Below are 17,076 nucleotides of genomic sequence, written 5' to 3'. Positions count from 1 at the left end.
GAAGAGGAAGCTTATCAAATAATTAACAATGACCCGCTTGTTATGCATCATGTTGTAACAGCTAAATTGAGCCCTTGGGAGCCCATTTATAATAAACAGGAAAATTCCAGCCCAAACTTCACCAGAGAATTTTTTGAAAGTCAAGGAATTATAATTTAGAAACTGTACAAGACTACCATTCATTATCGCTACTCATTTCCATTGACGGAAGTGAGTAGCGATTTTTCATGGCCGTATGCTTCTAATAAAACATCATCAAAGTTTTAAAATAACCTATCATGATGGTCTTTTCATTCTTGTTCTAGGTGTTCAGCCTACCCTGCAAACTTCCATTCTCATTAAAGAACCGCTTTATCTTTTCCTCTACTTCTGGATCGGGAATTAGTGGCGGAGCTTGATGCGGTTTCGTGCGAGCATCAATAATGACATTATCGCAGCCCCAATGCTTATGCGCATAGAAGCTGTTCACACCGTAAATATCATGGGACGGATTGCTGCGCGTAAATGCTGCCCATAAGAAGTTATCGAGCGTTGCACTCATAAACTCACTGTCATCGCACACGATGATTAGCGGACATGATGGCATATCTCCTTTTTCACGAATCGCCGCACTTAACTCGTCCATTTGACGCTGTACTTCCGCATAGCTCGTAAAGGCAGAACCTTGAATCGCCACAATCCCCGGCATGATCATATGAGCTTTTTCAAACCCTGGCAGCGATTTTAATGGTTCGGGCACTTCTGTGCACAGCTCCCTCTTCTTATCACCCACGGCTGCAAATATAACCTTACTTCCTGTATTTAATCCCGTACCAGAGTAATCCAAGGTGTCGATCGTCGTATTCGTTTGGAAATGAATATCACGATGCAGATCAATACGCTCCAATATATATCCCAAGAACTCCTCAATATGATGCGTACTAATTGGCTGCTTCTCTTCCGCTGCAATAAACAAATATTTCGCCAAGCTCAACTGGCCTGTACCAAGAATTCGATTCGCGATGGTTAGAATTTCGGCTGGCTGTTTCACCTGCTGATATGGCGTATAGCGTTCGCTGCCGATCGCAAACAGCAATGGATGTACACCCGCTGCATCAATCGCGTGAACTTCCTTCGCACCCGGAATTTCCTGACGGATCGCGCTTCCAGTCAGCTCATGAATCAACGCACCGAAAGAAGTATCTTCCTGTGGTGGACGACCAACGACCGTAAATGGGAAGATTGCATTTTTCCTTGCATATACTTTATGCACTCGCATCATCGGGAATGGGTGCGTAAGGCTGTAATAGCCCAAGTGATCACCGAATGGTCCTTCCGGCTTCGTTTCTTCCGGGTAAATCTCACCCATAATGACAAAGTCAGCATCATGACTGATGCAATAGCCTTCTTCATAGCTGTAACGGAAATTGCGCCCACCAAGCAAGCCTGCAAAGGTCAATTCGCTCATTCCTTCAGGCAAAGGCATAACCGCTGACAACGTATGTGATGGCGGACCGCCAATAAAGCAGCTTACTTTCAAGGGCTTGCCCAGCTTATTCGCCTTATGCTGATGAACACCGATACCACGGTGAATTTGATAATGAACGCCCACTTCTTCGTTCAGTTCATATTCATTACCGCTAATTTGAACACGGTACATTCCTAGATTGGAATTCATAATGCCTGGCTTGTCCGGATCTTCCGAATACACTTGTGGCAAAGTTATAAAGGCACCGCCATCCATCGGCCATGATTTAATTAAAGGCATATCGGAGATTTGGATCTCCTCAAAATTAGAAGGCACACCAGACTTCTTAATCGGCAGTGCTTTCGCTGCGGATAAGCCAGTGCCTGCGTATTTGAAAGGATTTTTGAGCGCTTTCATCGGATCGTTGCGAAGCCCAATTACCTCTTGTACCGATTCCAATGTATCGCGGAACATAAACTTACTGCGCTCCATCGTCCCGAACAAGTTCGATACAGCACGATATTTTGAGCCTTTTACATTTTCAAATAATAATGCTGGGCCACCAGCGGCATACACTTTCAAGTGGATCGCTGCCATTTCCAAATCCGGGTCAACTTCTTCATGGATGCGAATCAAATGCCCATGCTTCTCCAAATCAAGGATGCATTCTTCTAGATTGCGATATCTCATTGTATTGCTCCAATCTGTTGAAGATAGTGAGCTCATATCTTCCTGCTGCGGATGAGTCACTTCTAAAATGTATCGTATGAAACCTGTTCATTCACGAAGTAAAAAGTTGTCCCTTCTATTATCAGGAATCTGGCAGCTCAGGTCAATGATGGACCTATCCACATTGTAATTAATCATTTTTTCAGTTGTACTTTTGTACTTCTGAAGCACGCAAGCTCATTAGTTCTCAATTGCAACTGAAAAGAATAATGCTATTATTTTAGAAGTGCGGAATCATAATAAGGATATTCCATTGTCAGTGCAGCCGTACGAGCAGCTTCTTCCCCAAGAAGCCGTTCCACTATATACATCGACATATCAATTCCTGCCGATATACCTGCGGAAGTGAGCACATCACCGTTATCTACAAATCGCGTATTGCGTATCACTTCAATTTGTGGGAATTTGCTCTCTAAGATATCTAGTGCTAATACGTTTGTCGTTGCTTTCTTATTGGTTAACAGCCCCGCTGCAGCAAGGAAAAAGGCTCCCGTACATGCAGAAGCAATCGTCGCCCCTGACTTGTGCTGAGTAACAATCCATGTCAATAGTTCTTTATTGCGCATTCCATTTCTAATCGCCTTAATAGGTCCCCCTGGAATGATAACAATATCAAACGTCTGCTGATACGTATCGAAGCTGAAATCTGGCATTATTCTCATTCCGTGATCGGCAATAATCAAGCGCTCGTGCTGAGCAATTGTCTTAACGATAAAAGGTTTGTCCTCGATTTCCTTCTCACTTTCAAAAGACTCCTGAATCTTATTAAAATCTCTAAACGTCAAGTTAAATACATCATAGGGTCCCCCGAAATCCATGACGTCAACATCATCAAACAATAAAATACCTACGTTCCACTGATTTTTCATACGGTCATCCCATCCTTTTCCGAGACCGATCGGTCTCTTTATTATATAAAAATTACTGCTTTACGCAGTAATTGATATATCTCTTTAATTGAGCAGCATATTTCTCCACATACCCGTTATCTTTATATAGCTTCCCCATCATAATGCTGCCTTCAAAAGCAGATGTTAAAAATATAGCAGCCTCTTCTACATCCAGATCTGCCCGGAACTCCTTTGCCTGAATCCCCTCGTGCAGAATAGAGCTTAGCAAGGAAAGCCATTCGCTCATCACTTCACGTGCTCGTTGATTTAAGAGCGGATGCGTATCATCTGTATCGACAGCCGTATTTAACACCGGGCAGCCTCCTTGCAAAGGCGGAGCCTCTACTACATTTCTATAGACAGACAGGACAGCAATCAGTTTCTCCTCTGCGGTCTTCTTGCCATAGATCGCCTGTCGATAAGACTTTCTTAATACATCAACGGCATAATTGAACGCTTCTAGCGCCAGTTCATCTTTATTTTTGAAATGACGGTAAATACCGCCTTTCTTCAATCCTGTTGCATCCATAATGTCGTTTATCGAAGACCCAGAATAACCTTTCTCATTAAAAAGGACAGCGGATTGTTCGATAATTCGGTTTCTTGTATCTTGACCATTTCTCATACTAAATCTCCCGCGGAAAATTAGAGACCATTCGGTCTCAATAAGTAGAGTACCATATATTCTCAGATGAATACAACTACATTTTTAGCTTACTGAAAACTAGTCGAGGATTATTCAAATTATCCCAACATATTAGAGCCATGAGATACATACATGCTGAAATTAAATATGTAATAATTTATTTGAGAAAATATTCCATGCGTGATAACATCTACGGTAATTCAACCTACAGGAGGCGTTTGTTATGAAAACAGAACTGTTGTCGCAGGGCATAACTCTACAGGGGAAGCCGCTTACCTAGCCCTCTTAACCGCGAGCTCCCCCTACTTAAGAAAAGGGGTATTCTTTTGAGCACATCTACGTTCAAGCAAGAAAATGAGATCGTAATCCGCAACTTTCAACATGGCGACATGCCAGCTCTCGGTGAATTGTACAATGCTATCGTGGCTGAAGGTACTCCAGACTCTTTCTGGTGGATTGGCGATGAGCACAATTGGAGTAATGTATACTGCGCTTTTGAACATGGCAAAATGGTCGCCAAAGGTCAGGTAATCATTATTAGTACGCTGCCTGCTGGTCGTCCCGCACATAATAAGCATTCGATATATGTTAATTTGAAGACGCTGCCGCAAAGAGAATATGACTACGCACTGCTTGATAAAATGTATCCACATCTTTACGCGCGAGCCTTGGAGCTAAAGGCAACTTTACCACAACAGTACGGTACCAATCTTTGCGTTGGTAATGATGTTTCGGAGACAGCCAACAATCAGTACTTTAAACAAAAAGCATTCCATTATTTATACACTTCGTTCGGTATGTCCCGGGATTTAAGGGAGCCTATTCCTTCGTTTCCGCTGCCTAAATCTTTTCAATTTTCACAGTGGAAGATGGAGTCCTCCCAGGAGATACAAAATTATTTGGACATAGAAGCCGAAATATGGCCCGATACACCGCTTGGTCGCGACAGACTGGCTGAATATAAAAACTATCCGCTATGGATAGCCATGGTCGTGCGTGAAGCAGATACGATTGTGGGCAGCTTAATGGCTTGGCAGGATGGTAGCGCTGAAGATGCAGTTGATGGTGTAATCGAAGACGTATTTGTCCGTGAACAGTGGAGAAATCGTGGTCTGGCGAAGTACATGCTTGCACAAGGATTACACTATTTGAAATCTAATGGCTTAAAGACAGCACATTTAGAGGTGCTTACTACGAATAAAGCTGCTTTAGCCCTCTATGAATCAGTAGGATTCTTTCAAACTTCAGAAGAAGTTAGGCATTATATTGAATTGAAATAATTAAGTAAATATGAAACAGTAAAGGCCGTCCTTATAGGGATGGCCTTTGTTTGTGGTTCTTAAATATTTTATTCATAAATAGCGACGCCGCATTGTAAAGGAAAAAACTTCATACTCAATAAACAGTCTATATGCTATGATTTTCCTTATCTGCTAGCGAGGTGATCACATATGGGTAAACGAAAAAAAGAAATGAAAAGAGTATGGTCAGAGGTAAAGTCCGTCTTTCATTTTATTAGAAAAATCTTTCGAGTCATCTGGAGAGCAATACGGGCCGTTGGACGCATGATTCGAGGCATCTTTAGATTTTTTGCTGATCTCTTCGACTAAATAGCTGTGTGTTCAGCACTAGTACAGTTATTTATGAAACTATCTATCGTACATATGAAATTGGGGCGCTTCGCCCCTGTAAAACTCCAACATTAACACTGTCGTTTTCACTTATCCCCTACTTGCCTTGCACTGTTTTAATTATGCGCTTGTTCCATAAATATAATGGGTACGCCTTCAGGATCTATCAAATCAATTCTCCTACCAGCTTGAAAATGATATACGTCAGTCGTCAACCTAGCCCCTAGCGCTATCGCCTTTTTTGCGGTTTTATCCAAATCTATCACTGTGTAGCCAACTCTCCATTGAGATATTCCTGTTCCTGACGCGACTTGTTTCATTCCACCGACACTCTTACCACCATATCTACACACACGCAGCAACGAACTATCTTCTATCCGTTCAACATTCCAATTAAACACTTCTCTATAAAACTCACCCGAACGTTCAATATCCGTCGTCTCTAATTCAAACCAACATGGAGCGCCTTCACAGGATGCATCAACATTCATCCCTTTAAATTGTTCAGATTCCCATATCGAAATAACAGCTCCTGCATTATCCTGTATAACAGCCATGCGGCCAAAATCAGCCATATCAAACGGTGGGATGAGTATCGTTCCCCCTACTTCTTCTACCTTAACAGCAGATTGTTCAACGTTGTCGACAGCCATATATAAACTGATATGTGGTTTCGTACCCGGTGGAAATATTGGAGAATTCACATCCGTGAAGCCTCCCAGCTTCCCATGATTTGCATAAATCGTTGTATACATCCGGTTGGGCCATGCCTCTTCTTTAAACTGCCAACCCAGTACTTCTTGATAAAAAACTTGAGCAGCAGATATATCCGTCACCTTCAAATCTAACCAACAAAATTCATGTTCAGCACGGTAATTTTCCACTTCATTTCCCTCCCTTATTTCTTATACTCTATCGCGAGGCGTCCATATTTAAATAGGATTCACACAAGCCTCAACAAATTGAATGACCTCTGGACGAATCGGTACTAAACCTGAACCAGGGCTAGACGAAGCTGGGTCTTTGCGCACATCCCAAAACTTTTCCATCAGCTCTTTATCTCCTGAAAAAGTAAGTGCAGACAGCCTTTCTATTTCCCTAGCAATTTGGACTCCCTCCTTCGAGTGCGGGCCGACCCCCTCATGCAAACAACGTTCTATACGAACGATAACGTTAATCCACTGCTGCGTAATCTCATCGTTGCTTTCCAATTTAGGAAGACGGGTCGTAAGCAAACTCAATTCATCTTCATCAAAATAAGACCGCCAAGACTTTGTTTCTTCTGTTTTCGGTCCTTTTACAAGCGGCAGCAGGGTATCCCAGCGAAGTCCCCCCTCAATCTCATAGAGGTTCAACAGTGCGGTTGTATGCTCCAAACTTTCTTGCAGTTGAGCAACTTGAGCACGCAAATGCTTCTGATGCGCCTCAAGAATCTGTTCAATCGACAGCTCATCCAACAAATTCTGAATATCACTAAGTGGTAATGATAGTGACTTCAACAACGTAATTTTCTCCAGCCTGAGCAAGTCTTTTTCTGAATAAAGACGCTTACCGCCGTTTTGTTTACTTTCAGGACTGAACAATTTAATCGAATCGTAATAACGGAGTGTGCGAACAGATATACCAAGCTTGGAGGCTACCTGCCCTGTCGTCAATTGAACGGTCGTCATGATGTGATCCTCCAGATGTGAAATATTTTGTAATACGGCCTAAGATATAAAACGATTACCACAATATAAATTGGAAGTATATTGATATTTTACATCACGTAACTATTGGGAGGAAGCTTGAATACAGCAATTTCATCTTTAATATGACATATACATGACAGAATATTTTTCAGACAAGAAAGTCCTATCAAATGGAAAAATTTAATCTATTAATAATTAATTTTTCGTAGTTTATCCCCCCGTAAAAGGATCTATAGTATAGCTAGCAAAAGTAGTTGGAGGCTATACAGACATGCATAAACTAACACACAGCAAAAAAATTATAATAACTTCAGCGCTAGCCGTTTCCCTGACAATAACGAGTCTATTTGGCACGACTACGGTACAAGCTGCGCCTAGTGGCTTTAACGAAAATCATATATCAACCGGCTCTACTCAATTGTCCAAGCAATTCACAGGCAAAGGAGTCAAGGTTGCCGTTATTGATACGGGTATCAATATGGAGCACCCTCTATTTAGAGGCAACATTAAAAAGGGCTATGACTATGTCGATCACGATTCCATTCCTCAAGATGAGGATGGACACGGCTCGCATGTCGCAGGCATTATTATGCAGCAAGCACCAGATGCGGAGTTGCACATTTATCGCGTATTCGGCGCAGCTAGAGGACAAAAAAACTACGCTGATTCTGTTGTAGATGCCATTCAACGAGCTGTCGAGGACAAGGTCCAAGTTATTAATCTCTCCTTAAATGCAGATATAGATGCTCCTAGTGAACCCGTTGCTCGTGCGATTGCAGAAGCTGTGAAGCAAGGCATTGTCGTTGTAAAGTCAGCAGGCAATTTAGGTGAAGCCTGGTCGATTACATCCCCGGGTTATGGCGCAGAGCCCATTGTCGTGGGAGCAACTTCACAAGCGCGCACAGATGCCGCTCTTGTTAGCGGTACAACAAGAGTGCAATTGCATCCCTTGTATGGTGCAAAGAAGCTACCTATAACAGGATCTACCTCCTTCGTATACGCTGGACATGTAGCTCCTACGAAGCTAAAGGACGCTAAATATCGCGGTAAGTATGTCGTGATTGAAGCAAGTGAAGATTCGGATTATTTCGTAGATGAATGGTATGCAGCGGCTCAAGAAGCAGGCCTGAAAGGGATTATTTTCGCTGTTGCCTCCATTAATGGAGAAGGGTCTTCGATGTACGTCAATGTAGATAAAGATCCTTCGCGTATGATTCCAGGCGCTATTATTTCGATGGAAGATGCTCAAAAGTTGAAGAAGCTAGCGTCCAAATCTTGGTCTTGGGGCAGCGTTAACGTAGCAGAACGATTAGGTAATCTAAGCTCAGGTGGTCCAGCAGTAGGCACTTGGCTGCTTAAGCCTGACCTTGTAGCACCTGGGATGCATATTTACAGTGCACTAGGCGAAGAAGACGGATATGTCATGAATAGCGGAACAAGTATGGCAGCGCCACAAGTAACGGCAGCAGCAGCGCTGCTGCTGGAAGCTCATCCAAATTGGACCCCTGATATGATCAAGTCCGCGTTGATGCAGCATGCCAATCAACTCCTGAATGGGAAAGGCGTCCCTTATAAGCGTACGGAGCAAGGCGCGGGAAGCTTGAATGTAGAAGCAGCATTGCAGACCAACACGTTCGCTTCACCAGCTAGCTTATCATTTGGACATATTGCACCTGGTTACAAAGGGAATAATCCCGTACTGTCTCAAACACTTGAACTAACAAATACGTCGGACAAGCCGGTTACTTATCAGCTGAAAGCAAATATGGAAGCTGGAAAAGGTCAATTGGAACTCCCACAGCAGATAACGATTCAACCAAATCAAACCGTTAAAGTTCCTGTTAAATGGACCGTAGATTTGAAGCAAAAGGCAGGAATATGGTCAGGTGCTATTTCGCTTAAAAGTGATAAGGATGAGCTAAACGTTCCTTTCGTACTAGTTAATCAAGTAAAGAGCTATCCGCTAGTAAAAGGAGAGTACATTGATAATACGATGTATTCACCTAAAGGTGACAGCAGCAAAAAGTCTTCGACGATTCATTATTATGCAACCGTCCCATCGCAGCGCGTTCTAGTAACAGCAACACGTGAAGATGAGCAGCCTAAATCTTTGGCAGGAAAAACGTATGTGTTGTTGAATCAAGCGAAACACGCCAAAGGATTGGCGCAGTTCAAATTTACAGGTAAAGATGTAAATGGAACAACACTTCCAGATGGCCGCTATAACGTTAAAGTAAAAAGCTTTGCGGAAAACCGTCAGACGGTAACAGAGGGTATCACCTTCTTTATTGATTCAAAAGCACCTGTTGTGACGGTCAACAACCAGAAAGCTGCCAAAGGACAGCTCTTTGGTAAAATCGAAGATCAGCTCACCGCCTTTAACGGATTGATAGTTACAAAAGAGTTAGAAAGCTATCTTATCTTTGATCCTAAACTGATTACGATTCAGTGGCGAGTCAAGGATAGTCAGAAGTGGAACTATGTGAATGTCAACGTAGAAGAGAAACAGTTTTTTGCCGATTTGCGTTCCGCCAAATTAGCTCCTGGAAAACATACCATTGTGCTGCGGGTGAAAGATGTATTTGGGAATCAAGCAGAACAGACAACACAAATAACTATTAAATAGAGATATAAATGATGCTGTACGCTGTAAATAGAGATATGAATAAGGACTTATATACGGAAAAAGACCGTTTCACACTAGGTATAAGCTTAGCGTGGAGCGGTCTTTTATTTTTCAAAATCTCTACCCCTTTACCAACCAACTCTTCTCATAGGCATAACGCGCAAGCTGGACTCTATTTTCCAATTGAAGCTTCTGAAGAATATTTTTCAAATGGTTCTTTACCGTATGTTCGGAAATATCTAGCTTACTTGAAATCTCCTTATTGCTCATTCCTTTTGCAACCAATCCTAATATTTCTCGCTCTCGGCAAGTTAAACGATCGGATTGTGCGTCATCAGCTCCCATGGGGGAGAATTCTTTCAAAATACGAAAAGCCAGTTCTCGCGTCATGGGCGCCTCATCAACAGCGATCGCTTTCAAGTATTCATGCCATGCCTCAGGCTTTAAATTTTTTAATAAATAGCCTTGAGCACCCTTCTTGAGCGCATCGAATAAATGAGCAATATCATCCGACACCGTTACCATCACAACTTTGACATAAGGGAATTTCTCCTTCAATCGTCGAGTTGTTTCCAGACCATCTATGCCAGGCATTTGAATATCCATAAGAATTAAGTCGGGCATCCACAGCTCACTAAGTGCAAGCGCCTCTTCGCAGTTGCTTCCCTCCGCAACAATTTCAAAAGCAGGATCGCTCTCTAAAATCATACGAATTCCTGCCCTAGCCAATTCACTGTCGTCCACAATTAATACCCGGAACGTTGACATTCACTACCCCTCCTTAACGATCGCAACACAAGTCCCTCTATTTTTCCTATCGATTTGCAGCTTCCAAGACATATTATTGGCTCGATCCTTCATCATTTTAAGGCCATAGCGGTTGCTGCCAACTGCTTTGTCTGGATCAAATCCCTTGCCATTATCCGTAATCTGACACATCCATCCTCGTTTTGTCGACAACGCTTTCACTCGAACACTTGTAGCATCCGCATGTTTATAACTATTAATCAATGACTCTCGAACGATTGCTAACAATTCTATTTTATCTTTCGAAGAAAGCTGAGAATCTTCTATATCCCACTTTGTTTCAATTTGCATATCCGTTTCACGGCTCAACTCATCTATCAAGCTTCCCATCCCCTGCAGCCAAGGATTTTCGTCTGCATCCGCAGCATGCCGTAAATTAGCAATGGCTTGTCTTACGTAGTCGTTGGTACGGTACACACTTTCCTTCAATTGTTCAAAAGGCAAACCCTCAGCTTGCTTCATTTGTTCCATACGTGTTACTTGAGCGTTCAAGAAAAATAGGGACTGTGCAATGCCATCATGCAATTCTCGAGCAATCTTTTCCCGTTCCTCTAAGACAACCTGCACCGCCTTGGCACGACTCAATTCTTCTTGATTATGCTCAATCATTTTAAACAATTTCGTCAGAAACAACAGCGTTACTACTAATACAAATACAGGTGAAAGCCAATTGCCCAGTTCCATAGAAATATAAGGAAGTAGAAATTCATGCCTTACATACTCCCATAGACCAATCGTCAAGGTGGGAATAATTAAAATTAGCCATTTCATTTGCTTATAGGTCATCTCGACTTCTCCTCTCCATAGGCTTACGGCTTACTGCCGCACAAAACACCTTCTATTAGTAGGCTGCATTCGCCTTGCCGTTTCCTTAATCTTATCCTATAACGTTTGATCAATCGACCAAAATTTGTTAGTGCACCAATTAAACAAAGAGGGCTTTTATATTGTACGCTGCTTTGTTGCTTCAGACTCATTCTCATTTCACATTTCGAAACTATCATCTCGGTACGATCATTGGTATTCCGAACAATTCGTTAAACGCTTCTTGCAAACCAGAGACTCCAAACCTTTGATGAATATCGGACTTCATAATGTCCAGCACCATTTGTCCATCTCGCAAAAATATCATTCGATCTGCCACAGCCTCGGCAATGGGCAGCTGATGCGTCGAAAAAAATACAGTTTGACCACAGGCTGCTGCTTGTCGAACATGCGTCACGAAGCTTTCCATCCAGTAAGGGTCAAGCCCATTAGTTGGCTCATCCATAATAATAAGCGGCGGTTCTGCGAGGAGTGCTTGTCCAAACAACATGCGCTGCCGCATCCCTTTCGAGAAGGAAGCTACAGGCTTACTACCGGTATCGGAGAGACCAACCAAAGATAGAATCTCTATTGTTCGCTCCTTACCGAGTCCACGAAGCTTTGCCCAGAACAGCATCGTTTCCATTGCCGTAAGTCCTGCACTAAAGCGATAATCATCTGGCATATACCCGATTAGACTAGCATATTTCCGTCTATCTTGTTTCCAACGCAATCCATCTACTGTAATCGTTCCGCTAGTCGGACGCAAAATACCGGCCAGCATGCGCAGCAGTGTGCTTTTACCTGCACCGTTGCCACCACATAGAGCGATTACCTCACCACGGTTCACCTGTAAATGGACCTCATCAATGATAGGTTTGCATTTGATTGACTTGTGTACAGCATCAAAGTGAATGAAACAGTCAGCCACGTCCTCTGCCCCTCTCCCATAGGTAATACGAAATAGCTTGGGTTACACCGATCCAAAGCAGCATGACTCCAAAAAATGCTGGTGTCCCCCATGGACTGCGAATCCAGTCCATCCATTGGTAATACTCAGGCCCTAGCGTAGATCCTCCTCCCAGCTTAACCACCGTAAATAGACGAGTTAATTCTGCCGGATTTATAAAGGTCAGTATCGTAACTGCAGTTTTCATCCATGAATAAGGCAGCGTTCCAAGCAGCGCGATGAGAATCGCTGGCCAAGCAATAATAGAAAAAAACCATACTCCTACAGCCATCGTGAGCGCTTGCCAGCGATTCCGTGCAATGGAGCCGATCAGCATCGCCGCACCAAGAAAAAACAGAGATAGGCATAGTGAAAATATGAGCAGTTGGAAATAAGTCACTGCCGCAAACGCTCCTCCAAGCAGCCAGCTCGCCACACCGGATAATCCGAAGCCAAAGCTAACGATGACCATCAGCACGGCGGACAATCCGATATATTTCCCTGTAAGAAACGTCCATGTCCTTAGCGGATAAGTAGATAACAGCTCCCAGTTCCCCTCTTCCTTTTCACCAGTCAAAGAGAAAGAACCCAACATGAGTGCCATCAGAGGAAGAAGATACAACGCAAGATTGATCATGGTACTACTGCTGCCCGTATATCCTTGCACATAGCTTTGCGTATTTATGAGCAGCAGGCTGAACATGAAGAGAGCAAAAAGGGCCGTAAACGAATAGGCCCATGGATTGCGAAAACCAATTTTCATTTCTCTGGAAGCGACATATCCGATTTCATTCACGAATGATGCCCTCCCGTGGTTTCATGATTTTTCTCGTCAGTATGCGGATGTCCTTCTTGTTGGTTAGGTATCTCTGCCGTTGGTTCTTTCTTATGACCATCTTGGGAATGGGAATGACCATGCTCTCCCATTTCCTTCATCATATCGCGGTTTACTGCCCACGAATGATTAGCCAGATCGGCTGCCGTCATAAGCTTACCCATTCCTTGTTTCTTAATAAAGGTATTTGCATCATTTTCTTTTTCAAATGAGACAACTCCATACGCCATTGGTGTTTTCAAAGATGCATCATATACATAGTAGGCCTTGTCATAAGTTATCCATTGCTTGCTGTGGTAGTCGCGAACGAATTCAGCGCCAATCGTGTCTGTACCATTCTCTTTCTTCCATGTATGCATACAGCCGAGATCGTCAAATTTGAGTGACTGCCCATCCTTCGTTACGATTTGTGTGGCATACTGATCATCCTTCACGGCCATTTTGCAGACGACACACACATCTGTCTCTTCTTTAATGATATGTGGTACATAGTTTTCTCCGCCGCATGCAGCAAGCAATGTGACCATCCCTATAAATAATAGAAGCAATCCCATCTGGGGTCTTATCTTCCTATTTTGTCTCATGTGTCTTGTCTCCTCATAGTAAAAAATATCATCCCCGTACATAGTAATAAAATGAATCCCAATATACCGGTTATGACTCCATCGTTCGGATGTTTAGCTTGAATTCTACTATCGGAAGGAGCCATAAGCGGTGCTGTGTCTGTTGCCCAATAATTTCTTTCTGTCTGGTATAAACTCTCTAGAAACACCATGCCAGGCGACTGGAAAAATAATTGGAACGCAGGCCGTTTCTCGGCAACTCCTTGAAAGAATGGATTAATCGCATAGGATAAATCACTTTTTCCATTACCGTCTATATCCAAGCCGCGGAAGCTGTCCCAATAATTTTCCGACAACGCATTGTTTTCACTTCCATGTGCCTGGGAATCAGCCACGTTGCCAATAAATTGGTTGCCTACCATTGTATTGCCGCTCGACTCAAGCAATTGAATACCTATAAAATTGTAGCTAATCCGATTGTTTTCCAAGCGGTTTTTGGTTGAAGCCTCCACGTAAAAGCCGACTCTATTCCCATCCACCGTGTTGTCTGCCACAATCGTTTCGTGGGTATCGTACAGCAATATGCCTTGAGAATATACATTTTCACTTTGCTTCGTGAATGTATTTCCGATAACAGACGCCTGCCGTGATGCCATAATCATCGCACCGGTCACATTGTGCTTCCCCACATTGCGTTCGATCAATGCGCGTTTGGTGTACATTCCATGAATGCCATATCGTGAGCGCTCTATTACATTGTCGGAAATCATTACATCATCACTATTTTCCATATAGATTCCATCATGAACCCCACGAATCGTATTATTGGTCATCTTCCAACGGTGTGCGTTGAGCAGATCGATCCCATTACCTTTGTCGGACCTCTTCACTCCCTTGACCGCCCAAATAATCGTTGTATTCGACACCGTGCCTTCATTCGCATCACGAACAACAATGCCATCTGATCCGGTACGAATGGATAGCCCTTCAAGCACAACTTGGTCACTGGTAACAAGCAGAGTTGGTGTCTCCTTAAGCTCCTCTTCAATAATATGGAGTCCTGAGATGGTCACTTGATCGTCACTAATCGACACAGCTGGCTGCGAGCTGCTATTGTGCAATTTGACTGAACCTTCCCGCTCCACGTGCAGTGTAAGCGGCTTGTTGATTGTGATTGGGCCTTCATACGTTCCTGCTTTTAGTACAATGGTTTGTCCGGATTCAGCCTGATCGAGTATCGACTGTAGGTCCAAGCCAACATTGTCTGCACGAGCTTCTACTGGGAATAGCCATATTGTTAACATGATGAGTACAAAGACTAACCATCTGCTGCGGCTATCCATCATTGTGTATCACTTGCCTTCCTCTACATATAAATTGTCGTTCAAACGATGATAGGATCCATGTTTTCTGTCTCATTCAATCACCACCTACTATTTACTCACCTAATCACTAAAATTGTAGCAGTGTGAAATGTCGTATTCCTATAACTCCTTGGAGCTATTAGCGGGCATAACATCGACAGATTTGTGTCCACTTTCCCGAAAAGGGAGTAGCATGAATGACATCCTTTCACCTCATGCTTCGTACATCATGTGAACTAAAGCCAAAAGGAATGCTGCAAAAAAACAGCCCGTATTTCGAAGTCGTTATGACCCGATATACGGACTGCTTTCACTTTTTATATAAGATTATTGCAAATACTGAACGGTATATCCCTTTTCTTTCAATAGATCGACAACCATGCCTTTTGTGACATAGTGTGCCGCTCCTACAACGACGAAGGATGTGTTCTCTCCTTCTTTCTCCAGCAACTTGGCTAACTTGAGAGCCATGTTTTTGTCCCGCTCACCGATTAAACGTTTACTAGCTTCATCCTCAAATCCGATTTCTAGCAATTTCGCCAAGCCTTCTGCATCGCCCTCGATCCAATCAAGCTGCATCTTTTTCAGGCTCTCTTCGCTTTCCTTGATACCGTTTCCAGTGAGAATCGAGTCCAGCATAGCATTCAATTCTTTTTCCTGCTGTGCAGGAGGTACATTTGCAAATAGGTCAGCTTGCAGCTTTATTCCTTCCAACTCATGAATCGGCTTGCCTGTTAACATAGCCTTTGTAATGAAGTAATTGTCAATACCAGTTAGCATCGCCATTTGGTACGCTTCTGGATTTTGGGCATACCCTAAAGTCGACAGACTCGTGGAAATTGCAAAAGGTTTAAACCCATCAAAAGCATTCCCCTGCAAGTCTAGCTTCGTCAATGCTTTTTGCAGCTTTTCATACGTTTCTTTAGACACATGATCTTTTATGGTAGTTCCATCACTATACTGCATCTTTTCATTAAAATAGCTCATGTCTCCGTTCAGCATATCCAATTCAACCCACAGATTGTCTGAGGCATCAAATGCTTCGCGAATGCTCTTCTGCATCGGATACATATCGGTAAGGCCAAGGTGAACGGAACCTAGCAGATATAACGTATTTTTGTCATTCGTTACTTTCCACATCAAACCTTCAGCGCCGACTCCAGCCACATCGTAGGCAAACTCCACCAATCGGCTCGCCATTACAGCAGCATGCTCAACTGTACTCGGCTTATCCAACTCTAAGCCTGCCTTCGTGCCTTTTACGATTCCTTTTTTCTGCAAATAATCAATTGGCTCCATATCGGCGTCCATGTCGAATGCTTTCGGCAGCTCATAATTTGCTAACAGCTTATGTAAAGAAGTAATAACCGTTTCTCTCGTAATAACTTTATCCGTTGGGAAAGACAAGGACGCTACTTTTTTCTTAAATCCGAGCTTATCTAATTTCGTCGCTGTTCCTTCCATGAGCGTTTTAAGCTTATCTGGTGTAATCGCCTTTTGGAACGACCCATCATAATACCAGTTGATTGGATATATCCCGTACTTTTCACCTTCATGTAAGGTTTTTACTGACCATTGACTAATTTGTGGCGCTGCAGGAGCAGCTGTTTCTGCATGAACGGGGAACACATTTCCTAATAAGATGGAAAAGCTCAACATCCCTGCAGTTGCCCAACGCGTAAGCTTGGACCAGCGTTTTTGTTCTGGCATCATTCTATCTCCTCTCGAATCTAAGATGTGGTAAATCTTGCATACAGTATTATACCTTATCTATTAAAATTACATATGTCAAAAATATAATGAAATTGTTTATATTTGGATCAATCTGTGGAACAGCATTTGTGGAACAGCATCAGTGGTATGCGCTTCGTCTTCGCGAACTAGCGCTTTCGTACGTAGATCATGATGAAATGGACAAAAGTGCAGCTATTTTAAGTAGAAAACGCCATTTTCTACTTAATTAGGACAAATGTGCAGTTATTTTTCTCAATTAGGCACTCAGTAGGGAAAAGGGGCCAAAATAAATGCATTTTTGCCGATAATGACCCAGAAATTCACATTTGCAGATAAAATAACTGCATAATTGTCCATAAT

The 17,076-nt window shown here is 42.9% G+C and carries 14 protein-coding genes; 2 read left to right on the top strand and 12 right to left on the bottom strand.

Features of this window, described 5'->3' with window-relative positions:
- Window positions 1–301: 301 nt before the first annotated feature.
- The 3 genes from FPZ44_RS04925 to FPZ44_RS04915 form a co-directional block, all read right to left on the bottom strand.
- Window positions 302–2,137, bottom strand: coding sequence for a UbiD family decarboxylase (locus FPZ44_RS04925; protein WP_144987940.1), 1,836 nt, complete (start codon window positions 2,135–2,137; stop codon window positions 302–304).
- 254 nt (window positions 2,138–2,391) lie between these two features.
- Entirely contained in the window at window positions 2,392–3,045 is a 654-nt protein-coding gene (locus tag FPZ44_RS04920; protein ID WP_144987938.1) for a DJ-1/PfpI family protein, read from the bottom strand.
- Window positions 3,046–3,097: 52 nt separating this feature from the next.
- On the bottom strand, window positions 3,098–3,691 hold the full coding sequence (locus tag FPZ44_RS04915) for a TetR/AcrR family transcriptional regulator (protein ID WP_144987935.1): 594 nt from the start codon (window positions 3,689–3,691) through the stop codon (window positions 3,098–3,100).
- A gap of 410 nt (window positions 3,692–4,101) precedes the next feature.
- Between FPZ44_RS04915 and FPZ44_RS04910 the strand changes: the two genes are divergently transcribed.
- Entirely contained in the window at window positions 4,102–4,992 is an 891-nt protein-coding gene (locus FPZ44_RS04910; protein WP_144991686.1) for a GNAT family N-acetyltransferase, read from the top strand.
- A 467-nt stretch (window positions 4,993–5,459) separates the two neighbouring features.
- Here FPZ44_RS04910 and FPZ44_RS04905 read toward each other — a convergent pair whose 3' ends face one another.
- Together FPZ44_RS04905 and FPZ44_RS04900 are read right to left on the bottom strand one after the other, a co-directional pair.
- Window positions 5,460–6,227: a VOC family protein gene (locus FPZ44_RS04905; RefSeq protein ID WP_144987933.1), complete on the bottom strand. Its 768-nt coding sequence runs from the start codon at window positions 6,225–6,227 to the stop codon at window positions 5,460–5,462.
- A gap of 48 nt (window positions 6,228–6,275) precedes the next feature.
- Entirely contained in the window at window positions 6,276–7,013 is a 738-nt protein-coding gene (locus tag FPZ44_RS04900) for a MerR family transcriptional regulator (RefSeq protein WP_144987932.1), read from the bottom strand.
- Window positions 7,014–7,305: 292 nt separating this feature from the next.
- Here FPZ44_RS04900 and FPZ44_RS04895 point away from each other — a divergent pair, with 292 nt between their 5' ends.
- On the top strand, window positions 7,306–9,660 hold the full coding sequence (locus FPZ44_RS04895; protein WP_144987930.1) for a S8 family serine peptidase: 2,355 nt from the start codon (window positions 7,306–7,308) through the stop codon (window positions 9,658–9,660).
- A gap of 120 nt (window positions 9,661–9,780) precedes the next feature.
- Here FPZ44_RS04895 and FPZ44_RS04890 read toward each other — a convergent pair whose 3' ends face one another.
- The 7 genes from FPZ44_RS04890 to FPZ44_RS04860 form a co-directional block, all read right to left on the bottom strand.
- Window positions 9,781–10,428, bottom strand: a complete 648-nt coding sequence (locus FPZ44_RS04890; RefSeq protein WP_144987928.1) for a response regulator — start codon at window positions 10,426–10,428, stop codon at window positions 9,781–9,783.
- 3 nt (window positions 10,429–10,431) lie between these two features.
- A complete protein-coding gene (locus FPZ44_RS04885) occupies window positions 10,432–11,253 on the bottom strand; it encodes a sensor histidine kinase (protein ID WP_144987927.1) in 822 nt (273 codons plus the stop codon).
- Between the two features lie 214 nt (window positions 11,254–11,467).
- On the bottom strand, window positions 11,468–12,202 hold the full coding sequence (locus FPZ44_RS04880) for an ABC transporter ATP-binding protein (protein WP_144987925.1): 735 nt from the start codon (window positions 12,200–12,202) through the stop codon (window positions 11,468–11,470).
- Complete coding sequence (locus tag FPZ44_RS04875; protein WP_261378208.1) at window positions 12,195–13,016, bottom strand: ABC transporter permease; 822 nt, start codon at window positions 13,014–13,016, stop codon at window positions 12,195–12,197. The genes FPZ44_RS04880 and FPZ44_RS04875 overlap by 8 nt, the downstream gene beginning before the upstream one ends.
- Window positions 13,013–13,639 (bottom strand): nitrous oxide reductase accessory protein NosL, encoded by a 627-nt coding sequence (locus FPZ44_RS04870; protein ID WP_144987923.1) that lies wholly within the window; start codon window positions 13,637–13,639, stop codon window positions 13,013–13,015. Before FPZ44_RS04870 ends, FPZ44_RS04875 begins: the two co-directional genes overlap by 4 nt.
- Window positions 13,636–14,964 (bottom strand): right-handed parallel beta-helix repeat-containing protein, encoded by a 1,329-nt coding sequence (locus FPZ44_RS04865; protein WP_144987921.1) that lies wholly within the window; start codon window positions 14,962–14,964, stop codon window positions 13,636–13,638. The genes FPZ44_RS04870 and FPZ44_RS04865 overlap by 4 nt, the downstream gene beginning before the upstream one ends.
- 345 nt (window positions 14,965–15,309) lie before the next feature.
- Window positions 15,310–16,692 carry a TraB/GumN family protein gene (locus tag FPZ44_RS04860; protein ID WP_144991684.1) on the bottom strand — a complete coding sequence of 461 codons (1,383 nt, stop codon included), beginning with the start codon at window positions 16,690–16,692 and terminating at the stop codon, window positions 15,310–15,312.
- Window positions 16,693–17,076: the final 384 nt, after the last annotated feature.

This window comes from Paenibacillus agilis (genome assembly GCF_007786455.1).
GTDB lineage: Bacteria > Bacillota > Bacilli > Paenibacillales > Paenibacillaceae > Paenibacillus_B > Paenibacillus_B agilis.
This window is presented reverse-complemented; position numbering and strand designations above follow the sequence as displayed.